Source organism: Streptomyces sp. CG4, from assembly GCF_041080655.1.
In the GTDB taxonomy this organism is placed as follows: domain Bacteria; phylum Actinomycetota; class Actinomycetes; order Streptomycetales; family Streptomycetaceae; genus Streptomyces.
Map to the genome: position 1 here is coordinate 6,417,405 of NZ_CP163525.1, position 24,577 is coordinate 6,441,981.

Annotated in this window: 18 protein-coding genes and 1 pseudogene; 18 read left to right on the forward strand and 1 reads right to left on the reverse strand. The window is 70.9% G+C overall.

What is annotated here, in order from left to right; translation table 11 throughout:
* The first annotated feature begins 64 nt into the window (after positions 1-64).
* The 11 genes from AB5L52_RS29310 (at position 65) to AB5L52_RS29360 (ending at position 15,721) form a co-directional block, all read left to right on the forward strand.
* Complete coding sequence (locus AB5L52_RS29310) at positions 65-2,695, forward strand: valine--tRNA ligase (protein ID WP_369367124.1); 2,631 nt, start codon at positions 65-67, stop codon at positions 2,693-2,695.
* Between the two features lie 189 nt (positions 2,696-2,884).
* Complete coding sequence (locus AB5L52_RS29315; RefSeq protein WP_369367126.1) at positions 2,885-4,399, forward strand: folylpolyglutamate synthase/dihydrofolate synthase family protein; 1,515 nt, start codon at positions 2,885-2,887, stop codon at positions 4,397-4,399.
* A 9-nt stretch (positions 4,400-4,408) separates the two neighbouring features.
* The gene (locus AB5L52_RS29320; RefSeq protein WP_369367128.1) at positions 4,409-4,771 is read left to right on the forward strand and encodes a DUF4233 domain-containing protein; all 363 of its coding nucleotides are present in this window, start codon (positions 4,409-4,411) and stop codon (positions 4,769-4,771) included.
* Positions 4,772-4,838: 67 nt separating this feature from the next.
* A complete protein-coding gene (ndk, locus tag AB5L52_RS29325; RefSeq protein ID WP_351026520.1) occupies positions 4,839-5,252 on the forward strand; it encodes a nucleoside-diphosphate kinase in 414 nt (137 codons plus the stop codon).
* Between the two features lie 313 nt (positions 5,253-5,565).
* Positions 5,566-6,585 carry a rod shape-determining protein gene (locus AB5L52_RS29330; RefSeq protein WP_020940056.1) on the forward strand — a complete coding sequence of 340 codons (1,020 nt, stop codon included), beginning with the start codon at positions 5,566-5,568 and terminating at the stop codon, positions 6,583-6,585.
* Between the two features lie 165 nt (positions 6,586-6,750).
* The gene (gene mreC / locus AB5L52_RS29335; protein ID WP_351026518.1) at positions 6,751-7,689 is read left to right on the forward strand and encodes a rod shape-determining protein MreC; all 939 of its coding nucleotides are present in this window, start codon (positions 6,751-6,753) and stop codon (positions 7,687-7,689) included.
* Positions 7,690-7,701: 12 nt separating this feature from the next.
* Positions 7,702-8,379, forward strand: coding sequence for a rod shape-determining protein MreD (gene mreD / locus AB5L52_RS29340; protein WP_369367131.1), 678 nt, complete (start codon positions 7,702-7,704; stop codon positions 8,377-8,379).
* 167 nt (positions 8,380-8,546) lie between these two features.
* Positions 8,547-10,796 carry a penicillin-binding protein 2 gene (mrdA, locus tag AB5L52_RS29345; protein WP_369367133.1) on the forward strand — a complete coding sequence of 750 codons (2,250 nt, stop codon included), beginning with the start codon at positions 8,547-8,549 and terminating at the stop codon, positions 10,794-10,796.
* Positions 10,793-11,989: a rod shape-determining protein RodA gene (rodA, locus tag AB5L52_RS29350; protein ID WP_351026512.1), complete on the forward strand. Its 1,197-nt coding sequence runs from the start codon at positions 10,793-10,795 to the stop codon at positions 11,987-11,989. The genes mrdA and rodA overlap by 4 nt, the downstream gene beginning before the upstream one ends.
* 191 nt (positions 11,990-12,180) lie before the next feature.
* The gene (locus AB5L52_RS29355) at positions 12,181-13,689 is read left to right on the forward strand and encodes a CHAD domain-containing protein (RefSeq protein WP_369367136.1); all 1,509 of its coding nucleotides are present in this window, start codon (positions 12,181-12,183) and stop codon (positions 13,687-13,689) included.
* A gap of 70 nt (positions 13,690-13,759) precedes the next feature.
* Positions 13,760-15,721 (forward strand): TIGR03960 family B12-binding radical SAM protein, encoded by a 1,962-nt coding sequence (locus AB5L52_RS29360; RefSeq protein ID WP_369367138.1) that lies wholly within the window; start codon positions 13,760-13,762, stop codon positions 15,719-15,721.
* A gap of 291 nt (positions 15,722-16,012) precedes the next feature.
* Here the strand turns inward: AB5L52_RS29360 and AB5L52_RS29365 are convergent, their stop codons facing one another.
* Positions 16,013-16,306: a hypothetical protein gene (locus AB5L52_RS29365; RefSeq protein WP_351569737.1), complete on the reverse strand. Its 294-nt coding sequence runs from the start codon at positions 16,304-16,306 to the stop codon at positions 16,013-16,015.
* A 29-nt stretch (positions 16,307-16,335) separates the two neighbouring features.
* Between AB5L52_RS29365 and AB5L52_RS29370 the strand changes: the two genes are divergently transcribed.
* The 7 genes and pseudogenes from AB5L52_RS29370 to rpmA all read left to right on the forward strand — a co-directional run bounded on the left by AB5L52_RS29370 (position 16,336) and on the right by rpmA (position 24,532).
* Positions 16,336-16,509 (forward strand): hypothetical protein, encoded by a 174-nt coding sequence (locus AB5L52_RS29370; protein WP_351569734.1) that lies wholly within the window; start codon positions 16,336-16,338, stop codon positions 16,507-16,509.
* A pseudogene (locus AB5L52_RS29375) lies at positions 16,496-16,593 on the forward strand (peptide-methionine (S)-S-oxide reductase); the annotation flags it as partial. The gene AB5L52_RS29370 and the pseudogene AB5L52_RS29375, both read left to right, overlap by 14 nt.
* Positions 16,594-17,095: 502 nt before the next feature.
* The gene (locus AB5L52_RS29380) at positions 17,096-18,208 is read left to right on the forward strand and encodes a hypothetical protein (protein ID WP_369368993.1); all 1,113 of its coding nucleotides are present in this window, start codon (positions 17,096-17,098) and stop codon (positions 18,206-18,208) included.
* Between the two features lie 46 nt (positions 18,209-18,254).
* Positions 18,255-19,031, forward strand: a complete 777-nt coding sequence (locus AB5L52_RS29385; RefSeq protein ID WP_351569731.1) for a TIGR03936 family radical SAM-associated protein — start codon at positions 18,255-18,257, stop codon at positions 19,029-19,031.
* Between the two features lie 263 nt (positions 19,032-19,294).
* Positions 19,295-23,710 carry a ribonuclease E/G gene (locus AB5L52_RS29390; protein ID WP_369367141.1) on the forward strand — a complete coding sequence of 1,472 codons (4,416 nt, stop codon included), beginning with the start codon at positions 19,295-19,297 and terminating at the stop codon, positions 23,708-23,710.
* Between the two features lie 232 nt (positions 23,711-23,942).
* A complete protein-coding gene (gene rplU, locus AB5L52_RS29395; RefSeq protein WP_009188585.1) occupies positions 23,943-24,263 on the forward strand; it encodes a 50S ribosomal protein L21 in 321 nt (106 codons plus the stop codon).
* Positions 24,264-24,277: 14 nt separating this feature from the next.
* Positions 24,278-24,532, forward strand: a complete 255-nt coding sequence (gene rpmA, locus AB5L52_RS29400; RefSeq protein ID WP_023550764.1) for a 50S ribosomal protein L27 — start codon at positions 24,278-24,280, stop codon at positions 24,530-24,532.
* The last annotated feature ends 45 nt before the right edge of the window (positions 24,533-24,577 follow it).

Below are 24,577 nucleotides of genomic sequence, written 5' to 3' on the forward strand. Positions count from 1 at the left end.
GGGCGCACCGTTACAGAACAATCGCGTTTCGGGACCACCCCGCGACACCTCTAAACTGACCCCCGTGACCGAGAACGCTCAGCAGCAGCCACCCGCGCCCGACTCCGAACTGCCGACCCAGTACGCGCCGGCCGATGTAGAGGGCCCGCTGTACGAGCGCTGGGTAGAGCGCGGTTACTTCGAGGCGGACGCGAAGAGCGACAAGCCGCCGTACACGGTCGTCATCCCGCCGCCGAACGTCACGGGCTCGCTCCACCTCGGCCACGCCTTCGAGCACACCCTCATCGACGCGCTGACCCGCCGTAAGCGCATGCAGGGTTACGAGACGCTGTGGCAGCCCGGCATGGACCACGCCGGCATCGCCACGCAGAACGTCGTCGAGCGCGAGCTGGGCAAGGAGGGCAAGTCCCGGCACGACCTGGGGCGGGAGGCCTTCGTCGAGCGCGTCTGGCAGTGGAAGGCCGAGTCCGGCGGCCAGATCAGCGGTCAGATGCGGCGCCTGGGCGACGGTGTCGCCTGGTCGCGTGAGCGGTTCACCATGGATGAAGGGCTCTCGCAGGCCGTTCAGACCATCTTCAAGCGGCTCTACGACGACGAGCTGATCTACCGCGCCGAGCGCATCATCAACTGGTGCCCGCGCTGTCTGACGGCCATCTCGGACATCGAGGTGGAGTACCAGGACGACGACGGCGAGCTGGTCTCCATGAAGTACGGCGAGGGGGACGACACCATCGTCGTCGCCACCACCCGTGCCGAGACGATGCTCGGTGACACCGCCGTCGCCGTCCACCCCGAGGACGAGCGGTACAAGCACCTCGTCGGCAAGCTCATCCGGCTCCCGCTGACCGAACGCTCCATCCCGGTCGTCGCCGACGAGCACGTCGACCCCGAGTTCGGCACCGGCGCCGTCAAGGTCACCCCGGCCCACGACCCGAACGACTTCGAGATCGGCCAGCGCCACGACCTGCCGGCCATCACGGTCATGGACGAGCACGCCGTCATCACCGTCCACGGCCCCTTCCAGGGCATGGACCGCCTGGAGGCCCGCTCGGCGATCGTCGCCGCGCTGCGCGCCGAGGGCCGGATCGTCGCCGAGAAGCGGCCGTACGTCCACTCCGTCGGCCACTGCTCGCGCTGCAAGACCACCATCGAGCCGCGCCTGTCCATGCAGTGGTGGGTCAAGGTCGGCCCGCTCGCCAAGGCCGCCGGTGACGCCGTCCGTGAGGGCAAGGTCAAGATCCATCCGCAGGAGATGGAGAAGCGGTACTTCGACTGGGTCGACAACCTCCACGACTGGTGCATCTCCCGCCAGCTGTGGTGGGGCCACCGGATTCCGGTCTGGTACGGCCCGGAGGGCGAAGTCGTCTGCGTCGGGCCGAACGAGCAGCCGCCCGGGACCGAGGCCGAGGGCTGGCACCAGGACACGGACGTCCTCGACACCTGGTTCTCCTCCGGCCTGTGGCCGTTCTCCACCCTCGGCTGGCCCGAACAGACCGAGTCGCTCGCGAAGTTCTACCCGAACTCCGTCCTGGTCACCGGCTACGACATCCTCTTCTTCTGGGTCGCCCGGATGATGATGTTCGGCCTGTACGCGATGGACGGCACCCCGCCGTTCCACACCATCGCCCTGCACGGCATGGTCCGCGACCAGTTCGGCAAGAAGATGTCGAAGTCCTTCGGCAACGCGGTCAACCCGCTGGACTGGATGGACAAGTACGGCAGCGATGCGCTCCGGTTCACGCTGGCCCGTGGCGCGAACCCCGGTGTCGACGTCCCGATCGGCGAGGACTGGGTCCAGGGCTCCCGCAACTTCGCCAACAAGATCTGGAACGCCACGCGCTTCGCGCTGATGAACGGCGCGACGGTGGAAGGCGAACTGCCGGACGCCTCCCGGATGTCGGCGACGGACCGCTGGATCCTCTCCCGGCTGAACTCGGTCGTCGCCGAAGTCGACGCGTACTACGACGACTTCCAGTTCGCCAAGCTGTCCGACGCCCTCTTCCACTTCGCGTGGGACGAGGTCTTCGACTGGTACGTCGAGCTGTCCAAGACCGTCTTCCAGGCGGGCGGCGAGCCGGCGGAGGTCAGCAAGCGGGTCCTGGGCGAGGTCCTGGACGTCACGCTCAGGCTGCTGCACCCGGTGGTCCCGTTCGTCACGGAGACCCTCTGGACGACCCTCACCGGCGGCGAGTCGATCGTGATCGCCGACTGGCCCGAGGACGGTGGCTTCCGCGACACGGCCGCCGAGCAGGAGATCGAGTCCCTCCAGTCGGTCATCACGGAGGTCCGCCGCTTCCGCGCCGACCAGGGCCTGCAGCCGGGCCAGCGCGTCCCGGCCCGCCTGACCCTGGACGGTACGGCGCTGGCGCCCCACGAGGCCGCCATCCGCCAGCTCCTGCGCCTCCAGCCGGAGGGCGAGACCTTCACGGCCACGGCCACCCTGCCGGTCGCCGGCGCCGAGGTCGCGCTCGACCTCTCCGGCACGATCGACGTGGCGGCCGAGCGCAAGCGCCTCGCGAAGGATCTGGCGGCCGCCGAGAAGGAGAAGGCCCAGGCGAACGCCAAGCTGGGCAACGAAGCCTTCCTGGCCAAGGCTCCGGACAACGTGGTGGAGAAGATCCGGGGCCGCCTGGCCAAGGCGGAGGAGGACATCGCGCGGATCACGGCTCAGCTGGACAGGCTGCCGCAGGCGTAAGCAGTTCTACGTGACCGAAGGCCCCGGTGCTTTGAGGCGCCGGGGCCTTCGCCGACCCAGGGACGCGGGCCGTGTTGCCATGCGGCTGCGCCGCGTGGGCGCGAGTCACCACAACGGACGCGCACCCGGCAAGGGCGAGCAACCACCCCGAACCGGTCCGTTGTCACCTCCGCTCCGTAGACTGGCCCCGTGAGCGACCTCCCGCACGAGAACGACCAGCCCGACCCCCTCGAGGGCTTCGACGAACTCATCGAAGCCGAGACCACCCGCGACCCCGACCTCGCGGTGATCGAGGCCGGCAGCCGCACCCTGCGCACCCAGGGCGGGCAGCCGTACGCCGACGTACCCGCGCGGCCGGAGGACCCCGAGCTCGACCGGGCCCTGCGCGAGGTCGAGGCGGAGCTGGCCACCCGCTGGGGCGAGACCAAGCTGGAGCCCTCGATCGGCCGGATCGCCGCGCTGCTGGACGTGCTGGGCGAGCCGCAGCGGTCGTACCCCTCGATCCACATCACGGGCACGAACGGCAAGACCTCCACCGCCCGCATGATCGAGGCCCTGCTCGGCGCCTTCGAGCTGCGCACCGGCCGCTACACCAGCCCCCACGTGCAGTCGATCACCGAGCGCATCAGCCTGGACGGCGCCCCGGTCTCCGCCGAGCGGTTCATCGAGACGTACCAGGACATCAAGCCGTACATCGAGATGGTGGACGCCCAGCAGGAGCACCGCCTGTCGTTCTTCGAGGTGCTCACCGGCATGGCGTACGCCGCCTTCGCGGACGCCCCGGTGGACGTCGCCGTCGTCGAGGTCGGCATGGGCGGCTCCTGGGACGCCACCAATGTCATCGACGCCGACGTCGCCGTGATCACGCCGATAGACCTGGACCACACCGACCGGCTCGGCGAGACGACCGCGGAGATCGCCGGCGAGAAGAGCGGCATCATCAAGCAGGGCGCGACCGTGATCCTGGCGCAGCAGCCGGTGGACGCGGCGCAGGTGCTGCTGAAGAAGGCCGTCGAGGTGGACGCCACCGTGGCCCGCGAGGGGCTGGAGTTCGGGGTCGTCGCCCGGGAGGTCGCCATCGGCGGGCAGCTGCTCACGCTGCGCGGTCTCGGCGGCGAGTACCCCGAGGTGTACCTGCCGCTGCACGGCGCCCATCAGGCGCACAACGCGGCCGTTGCCCTGGCCGCCGTAGAGGCGTTCTTCGGCGTCGGCGCGCAGCGCGCCGAGCCGCTGGACATCGAGGTGGTCCGCAGGGCCTTCGCTGCGGTGTCCTCGCCGGGGCGGATGGAGGTCGTACGGCGGTCTCCGACGGTCGTGCTGGACGCGGCGCACAACCCGGCGGGCGCCGCGGCCACCGCGGAGGCGGTCCAGGAGGCGTTCGACTTCACCCGGCTGATCGGTGTCGTGGGCGCGAGCGGCGACAAGAACGTGCGGGGCCTGCTGGAGGCCTTCGAGCCGATCTTCGCCGAGGTCGTCGTCACCCAGAACTCCACCGCCCGGGCCATGGACGCGGACGAGCTGGCCGCGCTCGCGGTCGAGGTGTTCGGCGAGGAGCGGGTGCAGGTCGAGCCGCGGCTGCCGGACGCCCTGGAGGCCGCGATCACGCTGGCCGAGGAGGAAGGCGAGTTCGCGGGCGGTGGCGTGCTGGTCACCGGTTCCGTCATCACCGTCGGCGAGGCCCGGCTGCTGCTGGGGAAGGGCTGAGGACCGAGGATGCGTACGCTCTGTGCCTCGACACTGATCGGCGAGTTCTTCGTCATCGGGTTCGCCGGGCTCGTCGCCATGAAGGACCCGAGCCTGTCCGTCTCCACGGTGTGGCTGGTCAGCGGTATCGCCATGCTGCTGTGCGTGCTGCTGTGCGGCATGGTGACCCGGCCCGGCGGGGTGGCCCTCGGCTGGGCCCTGCAGATCGCCCTGATCGCCTCGGGGGTCTTCGTCCCGACGATGTACTTCATGGGCGCGGTGTTCGCGGCGCTGTGGTGGGCGTCGGTGCACTTCGGCAGAAAGGTGGACGAGGCCAAGGCCCGCTTCGCCGCCCAGGTGGAGTCCGGCTCCTCCACAGCTGACGCTGCGTAACAACCGCAGGGCACGCTCTTGTAACCTCGTCCCACCACCGCAGACGTCCGTCAGAAGGAGTAACCCCGTGACCCAGCGCACCCTCGTCCTGCTCAAGCCCGACGCCGTCCGTCGTGGCCTGACCGGCGAGATCATCAGCCGTATCGAGCGCAAGGCCGGCTGGCAGATCACCGCGCTGGAGCTGCGGACCCTGGACCGCGCCACGCTGGAGCAGCACTACGCCGAGCACGTCGGCAGGCCCTTCTACGAGCCGCTGCTGGAGTTCATGTCCTCCGGTCCGGTCGTCGCGCTGATCGTCGAGGGCGAGCGGGTCATCGAGGGCGTGCGCGCGCTGGCCGGTCCGACCGACCCGATCGCGGCCGCGCCGGGCTCCATCCGCGGTGACTACGGCGTGATCGTCCGGGAGAACCTGATCCACGCCTCCGACTCCGAGGAGTCCGCCGAACGCGAGGTGAAGATCTTCTTCCCGGGCCGGGCGTGATCCGCGGCGAGCTGAGTTTTCGCTAAATTTTCTGATGGGTCGTCAGCTCGGTTCGGTGGCGCCTGACCAGGGACGGCCGTATATTTCCGGCCGTCCCTTGGCATATGCCTCCCGATCGGGGGAACGCGTGCCTCCGTTGGACCGTCTCCACAAGCGGGGCGGGCCGCCATCTGGTGACAATGGCGGAGACCCTCGCGCAGTGGCCGTGCAGGCGCGTTTACGATGGAAGCCTTCACGTCACAGCACCCGCCTCGCCGACCTGATATGCCCTCAAAAGCGCAGGAAGGCCAGATGAATCCGGATGGGGAACTCAATGTCGTTCATCGGCCGTGACATGGCTGTCGACCTCGGGACCGCCAACACGCTGGTGTACGTCAGGGGTCGCGGGATCGTACTCAACGAACCGTCCGTCGTCGCGATCAACACCAACACGGGTGGCATCCTCGCGGTCGGTGCCGAAGCGAAGAAGATGATCGGCCGGACGCCGGGCAACATCGTCGCCGTCCGCCCGCTGAAGGACGGCGTGATCGCCGATTTCGAGATCACCGAGCGGATGCTCCGCTATTTCATCCTGAAGATCCACAAGCGGCGCTATCTCGCCCGGCCGCGGGTCGTCGTCTGTGTGCCCTCGGGCATCACGGGCGTCGAGCGCCGCGCCGTGATCGAGGCGTCCTCCCAGGCCGGCGCCCGCCAGGTGCACATCATCGAGGAGCCCATGGCCGCCGCCATCGGCTCCGGCCTGCCGGTCCACGAGGCCACGGGCAACATGGTGGTGGACATCGGCGGCGGTACGACGGAGGTCGCGGTCATCTCGCTCGGCGGCATCGTCACCGCCCAGTCCATCCGCGTCGCGGGCGACGAACTGGACAACGCGATCATCCAGTACATCAAGAAGGAGTACAGCCTTCTGCTGGGGGAGCGTACGGCCGAGCAGATCAAGATCACGATCGGTTCGGCGTACGACCTCGACTCCGACGAGCACACCGAAGTCCGCGGCCGGGACCTGGTGTCCGGGCTGCCGAAGACCGTGGTCATCTCGGCCGCCGAGGTCCGCAAGGCGATCGAGGAACCGGTCAACGCGATCGTGGACGCGGTCAAGACGACCCTCGACAAGTGCCCGCCGGAGCTGTCCGGCGACATCATGGACCGAGGAATCGTTCTGACCGGCGGTGGAGCCCTGCTGCGCGGGCTCGACGAGCGGCTGCGCCGGGAGACCGGGATGCCGATCCACATCGCCGAGGATCCGCTGGACAGCGTCGCGCTCGGTTCCGGGAAGTGCGTCGAGGAGTTCGAGGCGCTGCAGCAGGTCCTGGACGCCCAGCCGCGCAGATGACGTAACTCTTCCATTCCGCCGTACGAGACGTTCTCCTCTCGTGCGGCGGATCGTTGATTAGAGGCATAAGCTCCCACAAATGGCCCCCTCGGGTTTGCGTTTCGCGTATCGCGCCCGCGAAGGGGCTCCCGAATTCCTATTAGAGGAAGGGCACGGCCGCCGCACGTGAGGGACACGAAAGAGAGCCGGTTGCTCCTGGTCCTGCTGGTTGCCATCGCATTCGCGCTGATCACGGTGGACATCCGCGGGGGCAGGAACTCCCCGGTCGACGGTGCCCGGCAGGCCGCGGCCGCCGTGTTCGGCCCGGTCGAGAACGGGCTGTCCTCGGCGGTCGACCCGGTCGGCAACGCCGTCTCCGCGATCCGGGACTCCGGCAGCCGCCATGACCGGCTCGCCGCACTGGAGAAGGAGAACGCGGCCCTCAAGGCGAAGCTCGGCAGCGACGACCACAACCGCAGCAGGCTCAACCAGCTCGACAAGATGCTGAAGATCGCCGGCGCGGGCCAGTACGGCATCAAGGGCGCCCAGGTCATCGCCATAGGAGCGGCGCAGGGTTTCTCCTGGACCATCACCATCGACGCCGGCGCCAACGACGGCATCAGGCGCGACATGACCGTCCTCAACGGCGACGGGCTGGTCGGCCGGGTCACCACCGTCGGCCCCGACACCTCCACCGTGCTGCTCGCCAACGACCCCGACTTCACGGTCGGCACCCGCATGGAGGGCAGCGACGAACTCGGCTTCGCCTCCGGGCAGGGCGACCGCCCGCTGCGCGTAGAGCTGCTCAACGGCAAGGCGGAGGTGAAGAAGGGCGACCGGCTCGTCACCTTCGGTTCGGAGGCCGACCGCCCGTTCGTGCCGGGCGTGCCGGTCGGCGTGGTCTCCCGCGTCGACCCCTCCAACGGCGGCCTCACCCGCACCATCTACGTCACCCCGTACGTCGGCTTCACCAAGCTCGACGTCGTCGGCGTGGTCGTCCAGGCCCCGAAGAAGGACCCGCGCGACGAGGTCCTGCCGGCCCAGCCCAAGCCGGTTCCGACGCCGACGGTGACCGTCACGGTGACCCCGTCCGCCGACGCCTCTCCCAACCACCAGCAGCAGTAGGAGCTGAATCCCATGCGCTTCAACCGGATCCTGCTTTCCAGCGCGCTGGTCGTCGTGGCGCTGGTGATCCAGGTGAGCGTCCTGGCCCGCCTGCACCTGCCGGGCGCCGTCCCCGACCTGCTGCTGCTCACCGTCCTGGGTCTCGCCATGGTGTACGGCCATGTCGGCGGCGCCCTGGTCGGCTTCGGCGCAGGTCTGCTCGCCGACCTCGCCCCGCCCGCCGACCACGCGGCCGGCCGCTATGCGCTCGTGCTGTGCGTCGTCGGCTACTTCGCCGGGCTCATCAAGCCGGAGAACGGCCGCCTGAAGTCGGCGACCGGTCCTATGGCCGTCGTGGTCGCCGCCGCGATCGGCTCCACGCTGCTGTACGCGTGCGTCGGCGCCCTGGTCGGCGACACCGCCGCGCGCCATGTCGGCCTGCCCGGGCTGCTGTTCTCGGCGGCCCTGTACGACCTGCTGCTCGCCCCGTTCGTGGTCCCCGGGATCATGTGGCTGGCCCGCCGCTCGGACAACGACCCGCTCACCGAGACCGGCCCCGCCGCCAAGGCCGGCGACATCTCCAGCGGCTGGCTCTCCTCCGGGACCGGCCTGCGCATCGGCAGCCAGCGCGGCGGGCTCGGCGCGCTGAAGGCCAAGGCCCGTACCCGCTCCACCCGGGTCGGCCGGATCAAGGGGGTCAAGCGGCTGTGAAGCGCGGTCAAGCGCCCGCGGGACCCACGGAGTTCACCCGAACGGGGCAGCTCTCCCGGAACGCGGGCTCACAGGCTGGTCGTTCATCATTCGTACGCACGCGGCCGGTTCGTAGACCTGCGCCGCGCACCCAGACGTCCATGCACTGAGAGGGGGAGGCAGCCGCAGTGACCAACATCCCCGAGACCGGTCGGACCCCACGGGTCCAGATCCGGCTCATCGTGATCCAGATCCTCGTCCTCTCCCTCCTCGGCACGCTGGGCGGCCGGCTGTGGTACCTGCAGATCCGCGAGGGCGCGCAGTACCAGAAGGAGGCGTCCGGCAACCACGTCCAGCAGGTCGTCGACCCCGCCGTGCGCGGCGACATCCTGGACGCCCGAGGCGTGCCCCTCGCGGACAACGAGACGCGCCTGGTCGTCTCCGCCTCCCGCACCGACCTGCTCAAGCAGAAGGACCACGGCAAGGCGGTCCTCACCAAGCTGGCCGGGGTCCTCGGCGTGAAGCCCGAGGACGTCATCCAGAAGGTCCGGCTGTGCGACGCCAAGACCCCCCAGCCGTGCTGGAACGGCTCGCCGTACCAGCCGATCCCGATCACCGACGAGGCCACCCCGAAGCAGGCCCTGCAGATCCGCGAGCGCTCCGAGGACTTCCCCGGCATCACCGCCGAGCCCGAGGCCGTGCGCCGCTACCCAGGCCCGGGCAAGTCCAACACCGCGCAGGTGCTCGGCTATCTCTCGCCCGTCACCGACGACGAGATCCAGAAGGCCAAGGACACCGCGTCGCCCTATCTGCGCTCCGACATGGTCGGCCGCTCCGGCCTGGAGCGGGAGTACGACAAGGAACTGCGCGGCAAGGCCGGCGTCACCCGCTACGAGGTCGACAACCTCGGCCGGGTCATCGGCAAGGCCAAGGCGGACCCCGCCGAGCCCGGCGCCAACCTCGTCACCAGCATCGACTCCCGCGTGCAGCGCGTCGCGGAGTACGAGCTGGACAAGGCGATGAAGACCGCCCGCCAGCAGTTCGACAAGAACACCGGCGAGAACTTCAAGGCCGACTCCGGCGCCGTCATCGTCATGGAGGCCAAGACCGGCCGGATCGTCGCGATGTCCTCGGCACCGACCTACGACCCGAACGTGTGGGTGGGCGGCATCTCCGCCAAGGACTACAAGTCCCTGACCGGCAAGGACTCCGACTACCCCCTGCTCAACCGGGCCATACAGGGTCAGGCGGCCCCCGGTTCCACCTTCAAGGTGGTCTCCACGGCCGCCGCGGTCCAGGCCGGCTACGCCTGGGACGGCGGCTACCCCTGCACCAGCTCCTACTCGGTCGGCGGCCAGGTCTTCAAGAACTTCGAGGGCGAGAACTTCGGCCCGATCTCCCTCGGCCGCGCCCTGGAGGTCTCCTGCGACACCGTCTTCTACGGCCTCGGCGACAACGAGTGGAAGAAGGACGGCGGCATCAACCCCAAGAAGGGCCAGCCCAAGGACTGGTTCTTCAAGACCGCCCACCAGTTCGGCCTCGGCAAGGAGACCGGCATCGACCTGCCCAACGAGGTCACCGGCCGCGTCCCCGACCGCCAGTGGAAGCTGGACTACTGGAAGGCCAACAAGGACGCCTGGTGCAAGACCGGCAAGAAGGACGGCAGCTACGTCGAGAAGATCTCCTACGAGAACTGCCTCGAAGGCAACAAGATGCGCGAGGGTGACGAGATCAACTACTCCATCGGCCAGGGCGACACCCTCGTCACCCCGATCCAGGAGGCGATGATCTACGGCGCCGTCGCCAACGGCGGCACCGAGTACGCCCCGACCATCGGCAAGGCCATCGTCAGCCCCGACGGCAAGACCGTCCAGGAGATCAAGCCCAAGGTGCAGCGCAAGCTGCCCGTCAGCCAGGCCACCCTCAAGGGCATGGACGACGCCTTCGCGGGCGTCATCACCCGCGGTACGGCCGCGTGGAAGTTCAACGGCTGGCCGCAGAACAAGATCCCGCTGCACGGCAAGACCGGTACGGCGGAGGTGTACGGCAAGCAGACCACGGGTTGGCTGGCCACGTACTCCAAGGACTACTCGGTGATCATGACGATCTCCCAGGCCGGTACCGGTTCCGGTTCCGCCGGTGAGGCCGTGCGCAACATCTACAGCGCGCTCTACGGCGTCCAGGGCGACGGCTCCATCGACAACAAGAAGGCACTGCTGCCCGAGCCGCAGAAGGGCCTGCCGAAGGTCCGCACGGACGGCACGATCGACGCCCCGAAGGTCACCGGCGACCCGGCCAAGGACGCCGAGGCCGCCCAGAAGGACAACCCCAGCAACGGCGACAGCCAGCAGCCCGCCGCCACGGCGTCGCCCACCACGGGCAACCGCAACACCCGCAGGCGCCCTCGCAAGAGGGGAAGCCGGAGGATGCCCTCATGACCGGCAACAGCTTCTCCGTCTCCGGGTACGGCCCCGAGCGGGCCGGCTGGACGAGGCTCCTCGCCCGCGACTCGCTCGCCCGCCGGCTGGACTGGCCGATGCTGCTGGCCGCCCTCGTGCTGTCGCTGCTGGGCTCGTTGCTGGTGTACTCCGCGACCCGCAACCGCACCGAGATCAACCAGGGCGACCAGTACTACTTCCTGGTCCGCCATCTGATGAACCTCGGCATCGGCTTCGCCCTGATGATCGGCACGCTCTGGCTCGGCCACCGCGCCCTGCGCAACGCGGTGCCGATCCTCTACGGAGTCTCGCTGTTCGGGGTGCTGCTGGTGCTCACCCCGCTCGGCGCCACCATCAACGGCAGCCGCAACTGGATCGTGTTCGGCGGCGGTTTCTCGCTGCAGCCCGCCGAGTTCGTGAAGATCTCGATCATCCTGGGCATGGCGATGATACTGGCGGCCCGGGTCGACGCCGGGGACAAGCCGCACCCCGACCACCGCACGGTCATGCAGTCCCTCGGCCTGGCCGCGGTGCCGATCCTGATCGTGCTGCTCATGCCCGACCTCGGAACGGTCCTGGCCATGGTGTCGATCATCCTGGGCGTGCTGCTCGCCTCCGGCGCCTCCAACCGCTGGATCTTCGGCCTGCTCGTCACCGGTGTGCTCGGCTGCCTCGCCATCTGGCAGCTGCACGTCCTGGACCAGTACCAGATCAACCGCTTCGCCGCCTTCGCCAACCCGGCGCTGGACCCGGCGGGCGTCGGCTACAACACCAACCAGGCCCGTATCGCCATCGGCTCCGGCGGACTGACCGGCGCCGGTCTCTTCCATGGTTCGCAGACCACCGGCCAGTTCGTGCCCGAGCAGCAGACGGACTTCGTCTTCACGGTCGCGGGGGAGGAGCTGGGCTTCCTCGGCGCGGGCCTGATCATCCTCCTGCTGGGCGTGGTGCTGTGGCGCGCCTGCCGGATCGCCCGCGACTCCACCGAGCTGTACGGGACGATCGTGGCCGCCGGGATCGTCGCCTGGTTCGCCTTCCAGTCCTTCGAGAACATCGGGATGACCCTCGGGATCATGCCGGTGACCGGTCTGCCCCTGCCGTTCGTGTCGTACGGCGGCTCGTCGATGTTCGCGGTGTGGATCGCGGTGGGACTGCTGCAGTCGATCAAGGTGCAGAGACCGATGTCGGCGTAGGCCTCCCGCAGCTCGGCCGCGATCGGGGAGAGCCGTACCCCGGGCTGGACGGGTGGTCGTACCCGGACGGCCTGGACGGCTCACACGGCCCGGACGGGGTGGCCGTTCACCGGGTGGATGTGTGGAATTTTCCTGCTATTCATCCGGGGCGGCCCCTGCCGTGTCGCTCCGCGGCCCACTAGATTCAATTCATGGCGGATACGAAGCGCGAGATCGAGCGCAAGTACGAGTCCGACGACAGTGGGCTGCCCGACCTGACGGGCGTCGGCGGGGTGGCGACCGTCCTGGACAAGGGCCTGGTGGAACTCGACGCCACCTACTACGACACCGCCGATGAACGCCTGGCCGCCGACGCCCTCACCCTGCGCCGTCGCACCGGGGGCTCGGACGCCGGCTGGCATCTGAAGTTCCCGGTCGGACCGGGCGTGCGCGACGAGATCCGGGCCCCGCTCTCCGACACCCTGCCCGAGGAGATCGCCGCCCTCGTCCGCTCCCGGGTCCGGGACGCCGAGCTGATCCCGCTGGTCCGGCTGCGCTCCGCCCGCGATGTCCGCCACCTGGTCGACGCCGACGGCGCCCTGCTGGCCGAGGCGAGCGTGGACACCGTGACCGCCGAGCGGCTCGGCGGCGGGGGAGAGGCCGCCCAGTGGACCGAGATCGAGGTGGAACTGGCCGAGGACGGCGACCCCGCCTTCCTCGACCTGGTGGAGAAACGGCTTCGCAAGGCGGGCGTACGCCGCTCGAAGTCGCCGTCGAAGCTGGCCCGGGCCCTGGAGCAGACGGGAGGACCCCGCCGTAGCAGCCGCAGGAAGGGCGAGCCCGCGCCGCCCGTGACGGCCGGTGACCATGTGCTCGCCTATCTGCGCGCCCAGCGGGACGTACTGGTCGAGCTCGATCCGGCCGTCCGCCGGGACGTGCCCGACTCCGTGCACCGCATGCGGGTCGCCACCCGCCGCGCCCGCAGCACCCTGCGCAGCTTCCGCGCCGTCCTCGACCGCACCGTCACCGACCTCGTCGCCGCCGAGCTGAAGTGGCTCGCGGGCGCGCTGGGCGTCGACCGCGACCAGGAGGTGACGGCCGAGCGCCTGCGGGCCGCCCTCGACGCCGTCCCGCCCGACCTGGTCGCCGGCCCCGTCCAAGACCGCCTCGCGGCCTGGGCCGAGGCCGGGCACGGCGGCGCCCACACACAGCTGACCGGCGTGCTCGACTCCCGCCGCTATCTCACCCTCCTGGACACCCTGGACGGCCTGCTCGCCGACCCGCCGCTGCGCAAGGCCGCCGGAAAACAGCCGGACAAGGTGATTGCCAAGGCCGTGGACAAGGACCTGGCGACCCTGTCCGCCCTGGTCGAGCAGGCGCTCGGCGCCCCGCCCGGCGAGGAACGCGACGTTGCCGTGCACGAGGCCCGCAAGAAGGCCAAGCGCACCCGGTACGCGGCCGAGGCGGCCACCCCCGCCCTGGGCAAACCGGCCCGGTCCCTGACCCAGGGCATGAAGAACCTGACCACCCTCCTCGGGGAACACCAGGACAGCGTCATGACCCGGCTGACCCTGCGCGAGCTGTCCGCGACGGCGCACGCGGCGGGGGAGAGCGCCTTCACCTACGGGCTCTTGTACGGGCGCGAGGAGGCACGGGCGGCGCAGGCGGAGGCCGAGCTGCCCGGGCTCTGGAAGAAGATCGGCTCCCCGGCGGCCGGCTGAGCGTACGGGGGACTCCGTCGGGCGGGTTACGCTTGATGGTCACCCCTGTCAGCTCATGAAGGTTCGCGAGATGCCTGTCGAGTCGGTTTTCCCGCAGCTCGAAGCTCTGCTCCCCCACGTGCAGAAGCCCATCCAGTACGTCGGCGGAGAGCTCAACTCCACCGTCAAGGACTGGGACGAGTGCGACGTCCGCTGGGCGCTCATGTACCCGGACGCGTACGAGGTGGGTCTGCCCAACCAGGGCGTCATGATCCTCTACGAGGTCCTCAACGAGCGGGAGGGCGTCCTCGCCGAGCGCACCTACAGCGTGTGGCCGGACCTGGAGGCGCTGATGCGTGAGCACGGCGTCCCGCAGTTCACCGTCGACAGCCACCGCCCCGTGAAGGCCTTCGACGTCTTCGGCCTCAGCTTCTCCACGGAGCTGGGCTACACGAACATGCTGACGGCCCTGGACCTGGCGGGTATCCCCCTGGAGTCCAAGGACCGCGGTCTGGACGACCCGATCGTCCTGGCCGGCGGCCACGCGGCGTTCAACCCGGAGCCGATCGCCGACTTCATCGACGCGGCGGTCATCGGCGACGGCGAGCAGGCCGTGCTCGACATGACCCGGATCATCCGCGAGTGGAAGGCCGAGGGCCGCCCCGGCGGCCGCGAGGAGGTCCTGTTCCGCCTGGCCAAGACGGGCGCGGTGTACATCCCGGGGTTCTACGACGTCGAGTACCTGCCCGACGGCCGTATCGCCCGCGTCGTCCCCAACAAGTCGGGCGTCCCGTGGCGCGTCTCCAAGCACACGGTCATGGACCTGGACGAGTGGCCGTACCCCAAGCAGCCCCTCGTGCCGCTGGCCGAGACGGTGCACGAGCGCATGTCGGTGGAGATCTTCCGCGGCTGCACCCGAGGCTGCCGCTTCTGCCAGGCGGGCATGATCACCCGCCCGGTGCGCGAGCGCTCGATCACCGGCATCGGCGAGATGGTCGACAAGGGCCTGAAGGCGACGGGCTTCGAGGAGGTGGGCCTGCTCTCCCTCTCCTCGGCGGACCACTCCGAGATCGGCGACATCGCCAAGGGCCTGGCGGACCGCTACACGGACGACAAGATCGGCCTGTCGCTCCCCTCCACCCGCGTCGACGCGTTCAACATCGACCTGGCGAACGAGCTGACGAGGAACGGCCGCCGTTCCGGCCTCACCTTCGCCCCGGAGGGCGGCTCCGAGCGCATCCGCAAGGTCATCAACAAGATGGTCTCGGAAGAGGACCTGATCCGTACGGTCTCGACGGCCTACGGCAACGGCTGGCGCCAGGTGAAGCTGTACTTCATGTGCGGCCTGCCGACCGAGACCGACGACGACGTCCTGCAGATCGCCGACATGGCGACGCATGTCATCCAGAAGGGCCGCGAGGTCTCGGGCTCGAACGACATCCGCTGCACGGTCTCGATCGGCGGCTTCGTCCCGAAGCCCCACACCCCGTTCCAGTGGGCGCCCCAGCTCTCCGCCGAGGAGACGGACGCCCGTCTGGCGAAGCTCCGCGACAAGATCCGCGGCGACAAGAAGTACGGCCGCTCGATCGGCTTCCGCTACCACGACGGCAAGCCCGGCATCGTCGAGGGCCTGCTGTCCCGCGGTGACCGCCGTATCGGCGCGGTCATCCGCGCGGTGTACGAGGACGGCGGCCGCTTCGACGGCTGGCGCGAACACTTCTCCTACGACCGCTGGATGGCCTGCGCCGACAAGGCCCTCACCGCCTTCGGCGTGGACGTCGACTGGTACACCACCCGCGAGCGCGGCTACGAGGAAGTCCTGCCCTGGGACCACCTCGACTCCGGCCTGGACAAGGACTGGCTCTGGGAGGACTGGCAGGACGCCCTCGACGAGACCGAGGTCGAGGACTGCCGCTGGACCCCGTGCTTCGACTGCGGCGTCTGCCCCCAGATGGACACCCACATCCAAATCGGCCCGACCGGCAAGAAGTTGCTGCCCCTGACGGTCAAGAACGCAGGTCCGACGCCGGCTGCGAGTGGTCACGCGCACTGAAGTGGGTGAGGCGCTCGATCGGGTGGTGGAGGCCCTGGCGGGGGTGAGTGAGGAGGAGGTAGCGGCTGCGCTGGCTGCTGTCGGCGTTTCCGGACGTCGTCCGGCGGCCCCGAAGCGGAGACTCCGTACGCCCCTGCCGGAGCCGGCAGGCTCCTCGCGCATCCGCTCAGAGGTGGAGTGGGTCTGAGCTCGCTGCGGTATCGGGCGTCGACTTGCACTGGCCGGACACCAGGAAATCGACTCGACGACCGGGCCGGTATCCCGGCAGTGCGCGGATCCGGCCGCGATTGGTCACTTTCCGTCGACGCCGGGCTGGATCTCCAGCGTGAAGACCGCGTCCTCGGGGCCAGTGCCTTCTTCGCCCGCCCACACGATCACGCGCACGTGCTGCTCGCTGATGCCGTTCACCTTCCACTCGGTCACAAGGTCGGTGACGACGAGAGCGGCGACGTATTTGGCATCCTCGCTCCGGGACTCGGTGGTGACCCTTCCCCGCCACAGGCGGGAAGGGCCGCCGTGGGGGCGCCAGCCGTGCGAGCCGTGTGGCTCCTCCACTCGGTACGCCCACACCCTCTCGGTGCCCATGGCACCGATCCTGTCACCAAGGAGCCCTCATGCGCCGGATCGGATCGACGCCCGCCGAGCGGGGCAGTGCGACGGGGCAGTCCTGTCCGGATCTCATCGAGGCCGACGACGGGGACTTCCTCGTGATCGGGAAGCTCGCCTGGCTCAGCTTCCGCGACGGCACGGCGGGTCGTCGCCGCAGGGGGCGACTTCTACGCGGCTGACTGCCACCACCAGCAGTACTCGACAAGCATCCTGCCGAGTACTGCGGGCTGGGCGAGATCGGCGTCTCGTGCCCGATCGGCGTGCGGCTTCTGCCCCCAGATGGACACCCACATCCAAATCGGCCCGACCGGCAAGAAGTTGCTGCCTCTGACGGTCAAGAGCGCCGGTCCGGCGCCGGCTGCGAGTGGTCACGCGCACTGAGGTGGGCTAGGCACTCGATCGGGTGGTTGAGGCTTCGGCCGTGGTGAGCGAGGACGAGGTGGTGGCTGCGCTGGTTGCAGCCAGCGCTTTGGCCCCTCGCCTGCGGCTCGCGCCGCGCAACCGCCGCGCTGCGCCGACGCTCCTGTCTGCGCTCCGCTCCGGCGCGTACTGCCGCACGCCGCGAGGGTGGGGCCATTTGGACACGCTGCGGGCAGGCCCGAATCCTGCCCGAGTTGCCCTATGGCGCATGCTCGACCTCAGGATCGGACAGGGCACCGGCCAAAACCTTTCCGCTGCCCTTTTGCGGCCGGCCACCAACGCCCCCGTGGTGAGCGGTCACCCGCGGTGAGGATCCGATCGGGCGTGGCCGGCGTCTACTCCGGTATGGAACCGCACAACCCGCCTCCCCGGCCCCGGCAGCCGGAAGGGTGCCTCACCGTCGCGATCCGCGTTCCCCTGCGGATCGTCGTCCTGGTGCTGGTGGTACCGGTGCGGGTGGTGTGGGACGCGCTCGTCGTCACCGGAAGGCTCGTGCGGGACACCGTCCTCAGGCCGCTCGGCCGGGCGCTGCTGTGGGTCGGAAAGGCCTTGTTCGTCTGGCCGTTCGTGGGTCTGTGGCGCTGTGTGCTGGTCCCCGTCGGCAAGGGCCTCGCCCGGCTCGGCGCCGTCCTCGTCGTCGTACCGGCCGTGTGGCTCCACCGGTACGTCCTCACCCCGGTCGGCCACGCCATTGCCTGGCTCGCGCGCGGGGTGGGGGCCGGGCTCGACCGGGTGTACGCGCACGTGCTCCGCCCGATCGGGCACGCGCTCACCTGGCTGCTGAAGGGCGTCGGCGCGGTCCTCGCCGCCGCCGGCATCGGTGTGTACAGGGCCGTCGCCCGGCTGGTGCGGTATCTGCTCGTCGTCCCCGCGCGATGGCTGTACGACTGGGTCCTCGCGCCCGTCGGGCGTGCCGTGGCCTGGTGCGTACGGGGGCTGGGGTGGCTGCTGGGCATGATCGCCACCGGCATCGGGCTCGCCCTGTACTGGACCCTCCGCGTCCTGTTCGCGCTGCCCGCCCTCGCGTTGTGGCGCTGGGTCCTCACTCCCGTGGGCCGGCTTCTCGCCGTCGTGGCGCGCGAGGCGGGGGACGCCCTCGGGCATGCGTGGCGGATCGCGGGACGGATCTCGCGGGCCGTCGGCCGGGCGCTCGGGACCGTCTTCCGGTGGATCTTCGTGGAGCCGGTGCGCTGGGTGTTCCGGACGATCCTCATCCCGGTCGGCCACGCCGTCCGCGACGCCGTCCTGCGGCCCGTCGCCCAGGGCGCGCGTGTGGTGGGCCGGACCGTCCGGGAAGCGCTGGCCGGCGCCCGCGAGACGGTACGGCAGGCCCGGGCCGACTTCCGGCGCATGCTGCTCGGTGAGCCGCGGCAGCCGGTCGCGGTGGACCGGCGGGAACCTCAGGGGCCCGCGGCACGTACTCTTGGTAGCAGTACGACCGCACTCACGAAGGACTAGGACACTGGGCAAGCGACAGCCCGAAGGCCCGCCGCCCGCACCCGCGGTGCAGCGCATCCGACTGCGCTACACCAAGCGCGGCCGCCTGAGGTTCACCAGCCACCGAGACTTCCAGCGCGCTTTCGAGCGGGCGCTGCGCCGCGCCGAGGTGCCCATGGCGTACTCGGCAGGGTTCACGCCGCACCCGAAGGTGTCGTACGCCAATGCCGCACCCACCGGCACGGGCAGTGAGGCGGAGTATCTGGAGATCGCGCTCACCGCACCGCGCGACCCGGAGGCGCTGCGCGTCCTCCTCGACGAGTCGCTGCCCGCCGGGCTCGACATCGTCGACGCGGTCGAGGCGCGGACCTCGGGTCTCGCCGACCGGCTGACGGCCTCCGTCTGGGAGCTGCGGCTGGACGGAGTCGCCCCGGCCGACGCCGAGCGCGCGGTCGCGGCCTTCAACGGGGCAGAGACCGTCGAGGTCCAGCGGATGACCAAGAACGGCGTCCGTACCTTCGACGCCCGCCCCGCCGTGGTGAGTCTGGAAACGCACGGTTCACCGGCTGATAGGCCGACCGACCAGCCCTGTGCGATACTGCGGCTGGTTGTTCGGCACGTGACGCCTGCCGTACGACCCGACGACGTCCTGTCCGGTCTCCGCGCCGTGGCCGACCTGGCGCCGCCGGTCCCCGCAGCGGTGACCAGGCTGGCGCAGGGGCTGCTCGATGAAGAGACCGGCACGGTGACCGACCCGCTCGCGCCCGACCGCGAGGCAGCCGGGGCCCTGACGGCCCAACCGGCCGCCGTCGCGACGGCGCCGACGCCGGAAGGTCCCGCGTAGGGACGGACGTCGTAAGCGCCGCCCTCGTACTCGGGAGCCACCTGGGTCGGGCAGCGCACCGACCAGAAGACTTTCGCCAGGCCGTACCGACAAGGCGTACGGAACCGGCGAGACAGGACACAGAGTGCTCCCGTGCGGCGCCCGCGCCCCGGACGGCGGCCATCGCGGATCACGCGGGCCGTGGACGTCAACGGCGGACGGTCCACCGAGACCGACGCCGGACCAGGCGCGGCGCCCGGGAGCCTGACGGGAGAAACGCCCGCATGCTCGAGCCGACCGAACCCATTGAGGGTTCCGAACTGAACACTCCCAGCGACACCCTGCCGCCGCGCAGGCGTCGCCGTGCCTCCTCTCGCCCGGCGGGTCCGCCGGCCGCGGCCGAGGCCGAGGCATCCACCGAGGTGACCGTGCCGGCCATACCGGCCGCGGAGTCCGACAACCTCGTCGAGGCCGAAGCGATCGAAGAGATCGAAGAGGCCGAAGAGACGACGGTTGAGGCCGTCGAGGAAGCCGCGCCCGCCGGCCGTCCGCGCCGCCGGGCGACCCGCCGCGCGTCCGCGCCCGCCGGGTCGCCGTCGGCCGCCGAGGCCGTCGTACCGGCCGCGTCCGCCGCCGCCGAGACCGAGCAGCCCGCTGCCGTCGCCGAGGGCGGCGAGGCCGTCGTCGGCGAGGGTGCCGCGCCGCGCCGCGTCCGCCGCCGCGCCACGCGCAGCGTGTCCGCGCCGACCGCCGCCGCTGCCGAAGCGCCGACCGCTGCCGTTGCCGCTTCCGATGCCGATGAGGCTCCCGTGACCGAAGAGACCCCCGTGACCGAAGAGCCCGCCGAGGCCGCGTCCGCCGCCCGTCCGCGCCGTCGGGCCACGCGCCGCGCGTCCGCGCCCGCCGCGTCGCCGGCCGCCGCCGAGGCCGCCGGGACAACGCACCCGGACACCGCAGCGTCCGTTACGGCCGCTGCTGCCGAGGCCGAGAAGGCGCAGGAGCAGCCCGCCGTCGAGGCGCCCGCCGTCGCGGTCGCGGAAGAAGCCGCGCCCGCCGCCCGTCCGCGCCGTCGTGCGACCCGCCGGGCGTCCGCGCCGGCCGGTGCGCCGAAGGCCGCCGAGTCCGCCGCCGCGGAGACCCCGGCCGTCGCCGAGCCGGTCGCCGCGCAGACCCCGGCCGTCGCCGCCGAAGCTCCCGCTGTCGTGGCCCCCGTGGCCGAGTCCGGCGCTGCCGCCGAGGTGAGCGGTGACGTCGAGGAGGCCACTCCGCGGCGTACCCGCCGCCGGGCCACCCGCCGGGCGTCCGCGCCGGCCGGCGCGTCGAGGGCCGCGGAGGCTGCCACCGAGTCCGCCGCGACCGAAGCCGCGCCCGCCGCCGAGGCCGAGAAGTCCGCCGAGGCCGGTGCCGGGGCGCACGCCCCGGAGGTCCCCGTCAGCACGCCCGCCGCCGAGCCCGCCACCGCCGCGCAGGAGCCGCAGGCCACCGAGGCGCAGCCCGCTGCCGAGGAAGCCGCGCCGCGCCGCAGCCGGCGCCGGGTCGTGCGCCCGGTGTTCGGGTTCTCCGAGCCCGCGCAGCAGCCCGCACAGGGCGCCGAGACCGAGGCCGCCGAGGCCGAGGCCCCGCGTCGTCCGCGTCGCCCCGCCGTCGCCGTCTTCCAGGCGCCGGTGTTCGCCGAGCCGAAGTTCCAGACCCCGGAGCGCGCCGCTGCCGAGGCCGCCGCCGAGGCCGCCGAGCCGGAGGAGCCCGAGGAGATCGCGGAGGAGCGCGCCGAGGCCGGCTCGCGTCGCCGCCGTCGCCGCAAGGGTGCCGCCGCCGAGGAGACGCGCGCCGTCGAGGCCGCCGCCGAGGAAGCGGAGCAGGAGGCCGAGGAGTCCGCCGAGGCGGCCGAGGACCTCGCCGAGGGCGAGGAGGCCGAGGAGACGGAGGGCGCCGAGGGCTTCGAGGAGTCCGGTTCGCGTCGCCGTCGCCGGCGTGGCGGCCGCCGCCGCCGTCGCGGTGACGCCGCCGAGGGCGAGGGCGCGGACGCCGAGGAACTGGCCGCCGAGCAGGCCGAGCAGGACGCCGAGGACACCGCCGAGCAGGAGGAAGAGGACGCCGAGGAGGCCCGTGACGAGGCCGGCGGCTCCAGCTCCAGCAGCCGTCGCCGCCGTCGCCGTCGCCGCCGGGCCGGTGACACGTCCGCGGACACCGAGCCCGACGAAGGCGACCCCGAGCGCACGGTCGTCAAGGTCCGCGAGCCGCGCAAGCCGAGCGAGCCGTCCGACGAGGTGCAGTCCATCAAGGGCTCGACGCGTCTGGAGGCCAAGAAGCAGCGCCGCCGGGAAGGCCGTGAGCAGGGCCGTCGCCGCGTTCCGATCATCACCGAGGCCGAGTTCCTGGCCCGCCGCGAGGCCGTCGAGCGCGTGATGGTCGTGCGCCAGCACGGCGAGCGCACCCAGATCGGCGTGCTCGAGGACGGCGTGCTCGTCGAGCACTACGTCAACAAGGAGCAGTCGACCTCGTACGTCGGCAACGTCTACCTCGGCAAGGTGCAGAACGTGCTGCCGTCGATGGAGGCCGCCTTCATCGACATCGGCAAGGGCCGCAACGCCGTCCTGTACGCCGGTGAGGTCAACTTCGAGGCGCTGGGCATGGCCAACGGCCCGCGCCGCATCGAGTCCGCGCTGAAGTCCGGCCAGTCCGTCCTCGTCCAGGTGACGAAGGACCCGATCGGGCACAAGGGCGCCCGTCTGACCAGCCAGGTCTCCCTCCCGGGCCGCTACCTCGTGTACGTCCCCGAGGGCTCGATGACCGGCATCAGCCGCAAGCTGCCCGACACCGAGCGGGCCCGGCTGAAGACCATCCTCAAGAAGATCGTCCCCGAGGACGCGGGCGTGATCGTGCGCACCGCCGCCGAGGGCGCGAGCGAGGACGAGCTGCGCCGGGACGTCGAGCGGCTGCAGGCGCAGTGGGAGGACATCCAGAAGAAGTCGAAGAACGGCAACGCCCCGACGCTGCTGTACGGCGAGCCGGACATGACCGTCCGGGTCGTGCGCGACATCTTCAACGAGGACTTCTCCAAGGTCATCGTCAGCGGTGACGACGCGTGGGACACCGTCCACGGGTATGTCTCGCACGTCGCGCCGGACCTCGCCGAGCGGCTGTCCAAGTGGACCTCCGAGGTCGACGTCTTCGCCACGTACCGGATCGACGAGCAGCTCGCCAAGGCGCTGGACCGCAAGGTCTGGCTGCCGAGCGGCGGTTCGCTGGTGATCGACAAGACCGAGGCGATGGTCGTGATCGATGTCAACACCGGCAAGTTCACCGGCCAGGGCGGCAACCTCGAAGAGACCGTGACCAGGAACAACCTGGAGGCGGCCGAGGAGATCGTGCGTCAGCTGCGGCTGCGCGACCTGGGCGGCATCGTCGTCATCGACTTCATCGACATGGTCCTGGAGTCCAACCGCGACCTGGTGCTGCGCCGTCTGCTGGAGTGCCTGGGCCGTGACCGTACGAAGCACCAGGTGGCCGAGGTGACCTCGCTGGGCCTGGTGCAGATGACCCGCAAGCGGGTGGGCCAGGGCCTGCTGGAGTCCTTCTCCGAGACCTGCGTCCACTGCAACGGTCGCGGTGTCATCGTGCACATGGAGCAGCCGACGGCCGTCGGTGGCGGTGGTGGCGGCAAGCGCAAGAAGCGCGGCCGGGGCGGTGACGTGCACGAGCATGTGCACGAGGCCGCCGCCGTGGCCGTCGAGACGGGCGAGGCCGTCGAGCCCGAGGCGGAGACGGTTGCCGAGGTGGCCGCCGAGGTCGCCGCGCCGGCCGCCCTGCCCGCGCCCGAGTTCGCGCCGGACGAGGAGCTGTACAGCAGCGTCGCCGAGGCGGAGGCGGCGGCCACCCGTGGCCGTACCCGCCGTCGGGCGAGCCGCCGCGCCTCGGCTCCGGCGGGCGCGCCGAAGGCGGAGCGGGCTCCCAGGGCCGAGAAGGCCGAGAAGACCGCGAAGGAAGCCGAGAAGGCCGAGGCCGAGGCCGCGGTTGCGGCCGTCGCCATGGCCGAGCCGGCCGCCGAGGCGCCGAAGGAAGGGGCTGTCGTCCCGGCGGCCACCGCCGGGGAAGCGGTCGCCGAGGTGGCCGCGGTACCGCAGGCCGAGGCCGTCGAGGAGGCCGCGCCCAAGGGCCGTACGCGCCGTCGTGCGACCCGGAAGGTGTCGGCGCCGGCCGGTTCCCCCGCGGGAGCCGAGGCGACCGTGGTGACGGTGCCCGAGACCGCTCCCGCGGCCGAGGCACCGGTGGCACAGCCGGAGGCCGCGGCACCGGCTCCGGTCGCTCCGGTCGCTCCGGTCGAGGAGGCGCCCGCGGAGAGCGCCGCCCCGGCCCGCCCGCGCCGTCGTGCCGTGCGCCAGGTCGGCGCGCCGACCGTGTCCGAGGAGGCGGCCGTCATGGTCGTACCGTCGGCCGCGGCGGAGGAGACCCCGGTCGCCGCGGAGGCGGCCGAGGTGCCGGCCGAGGAGGCCGCTCCGGCGGCCAAGAAGGCGGCCCGCAAGACCGCCAAGAAGGCCACGGCGAAGAAGGCCGCCGCTAAGAAGACCACGGCCAAGAAGGCGGTGGCCAAGAAGACGGCCGCGAAGAAGACCACGGCCAAGAAGGCGGTCAAGACGGCTGCCGCGAAGTCGGCGGCGAAGAAGACCACCACGGTCTCCGCCACCGGCGACGAGGGCTGACGCCCACGGGTGCGCGGCCGGTCCCGAGTGACCGGCCGCACACCCCCGGGGCCCGGTTTGACCCCCTCGGCCCGGCCCCGTAACCTTGACCGTCGGCGTGTCACTGAGCGCGCCACATCCCCGTAAACCTATTCCTCCCGGACGCAAGGCGGGCCGGGAGAGGTCGCCCATGCGTCGTGGGGCGGCTGGCCTGCGGGGGTGCCGGTTCTGAACGAGCGAAAGAGAGATCCGCGTGTACGCCATCGTGCGCAGCGGTGGTCGCCAGCACAAGGTTGCTGTCGGCGACATCGTTGAGGTTGACAAGATTTCCACCGCCAAGGTTGGCGACACGGTCGAGCTCTCGACCCTGCTCGTTGTCGACGGCGACGCCGTGACCAGCGACCCGTGGGTGCTGGCCGGCATCAAGGTCCAGGCCGAGGTCGTGGACCACCACAAGGGCCAGAAGATCGACATTCTGCGCTACAAGAACAAGACCGGCTACCGCCGTCGGCAGGGCCACCGCCAGCAGTACACGGCGATCAAGGTCACGTCGATCCCCACGGCTGCGAAGTAAGGGACTGAGGAGACATGGCACACAAGAAGGGCGCATCGTCCACCCGGAACGGTCGCGACTCCAATGCCCAGCGGCTCGGCGTGAAGCGCTTCGGCGGTCAGGTCGTCAACGCGGGTGAGATCCTGGTCCGCCAGCGCGGCACCCACTTCCACCCCGGCGCCGGTGTCGGCCGTGGCGGCGACGACACGCTGTTCGCCCTGCAGGCCGGTGCGGTGGAGTTCGGTACGCACCGTGGCCGCAAGGTCGTGAACATCGTTCCGGTCGCCTGATACCAGCCCCCTCAGGGCTCAGGCGCCGTAGAGCGTTTCGCGAGG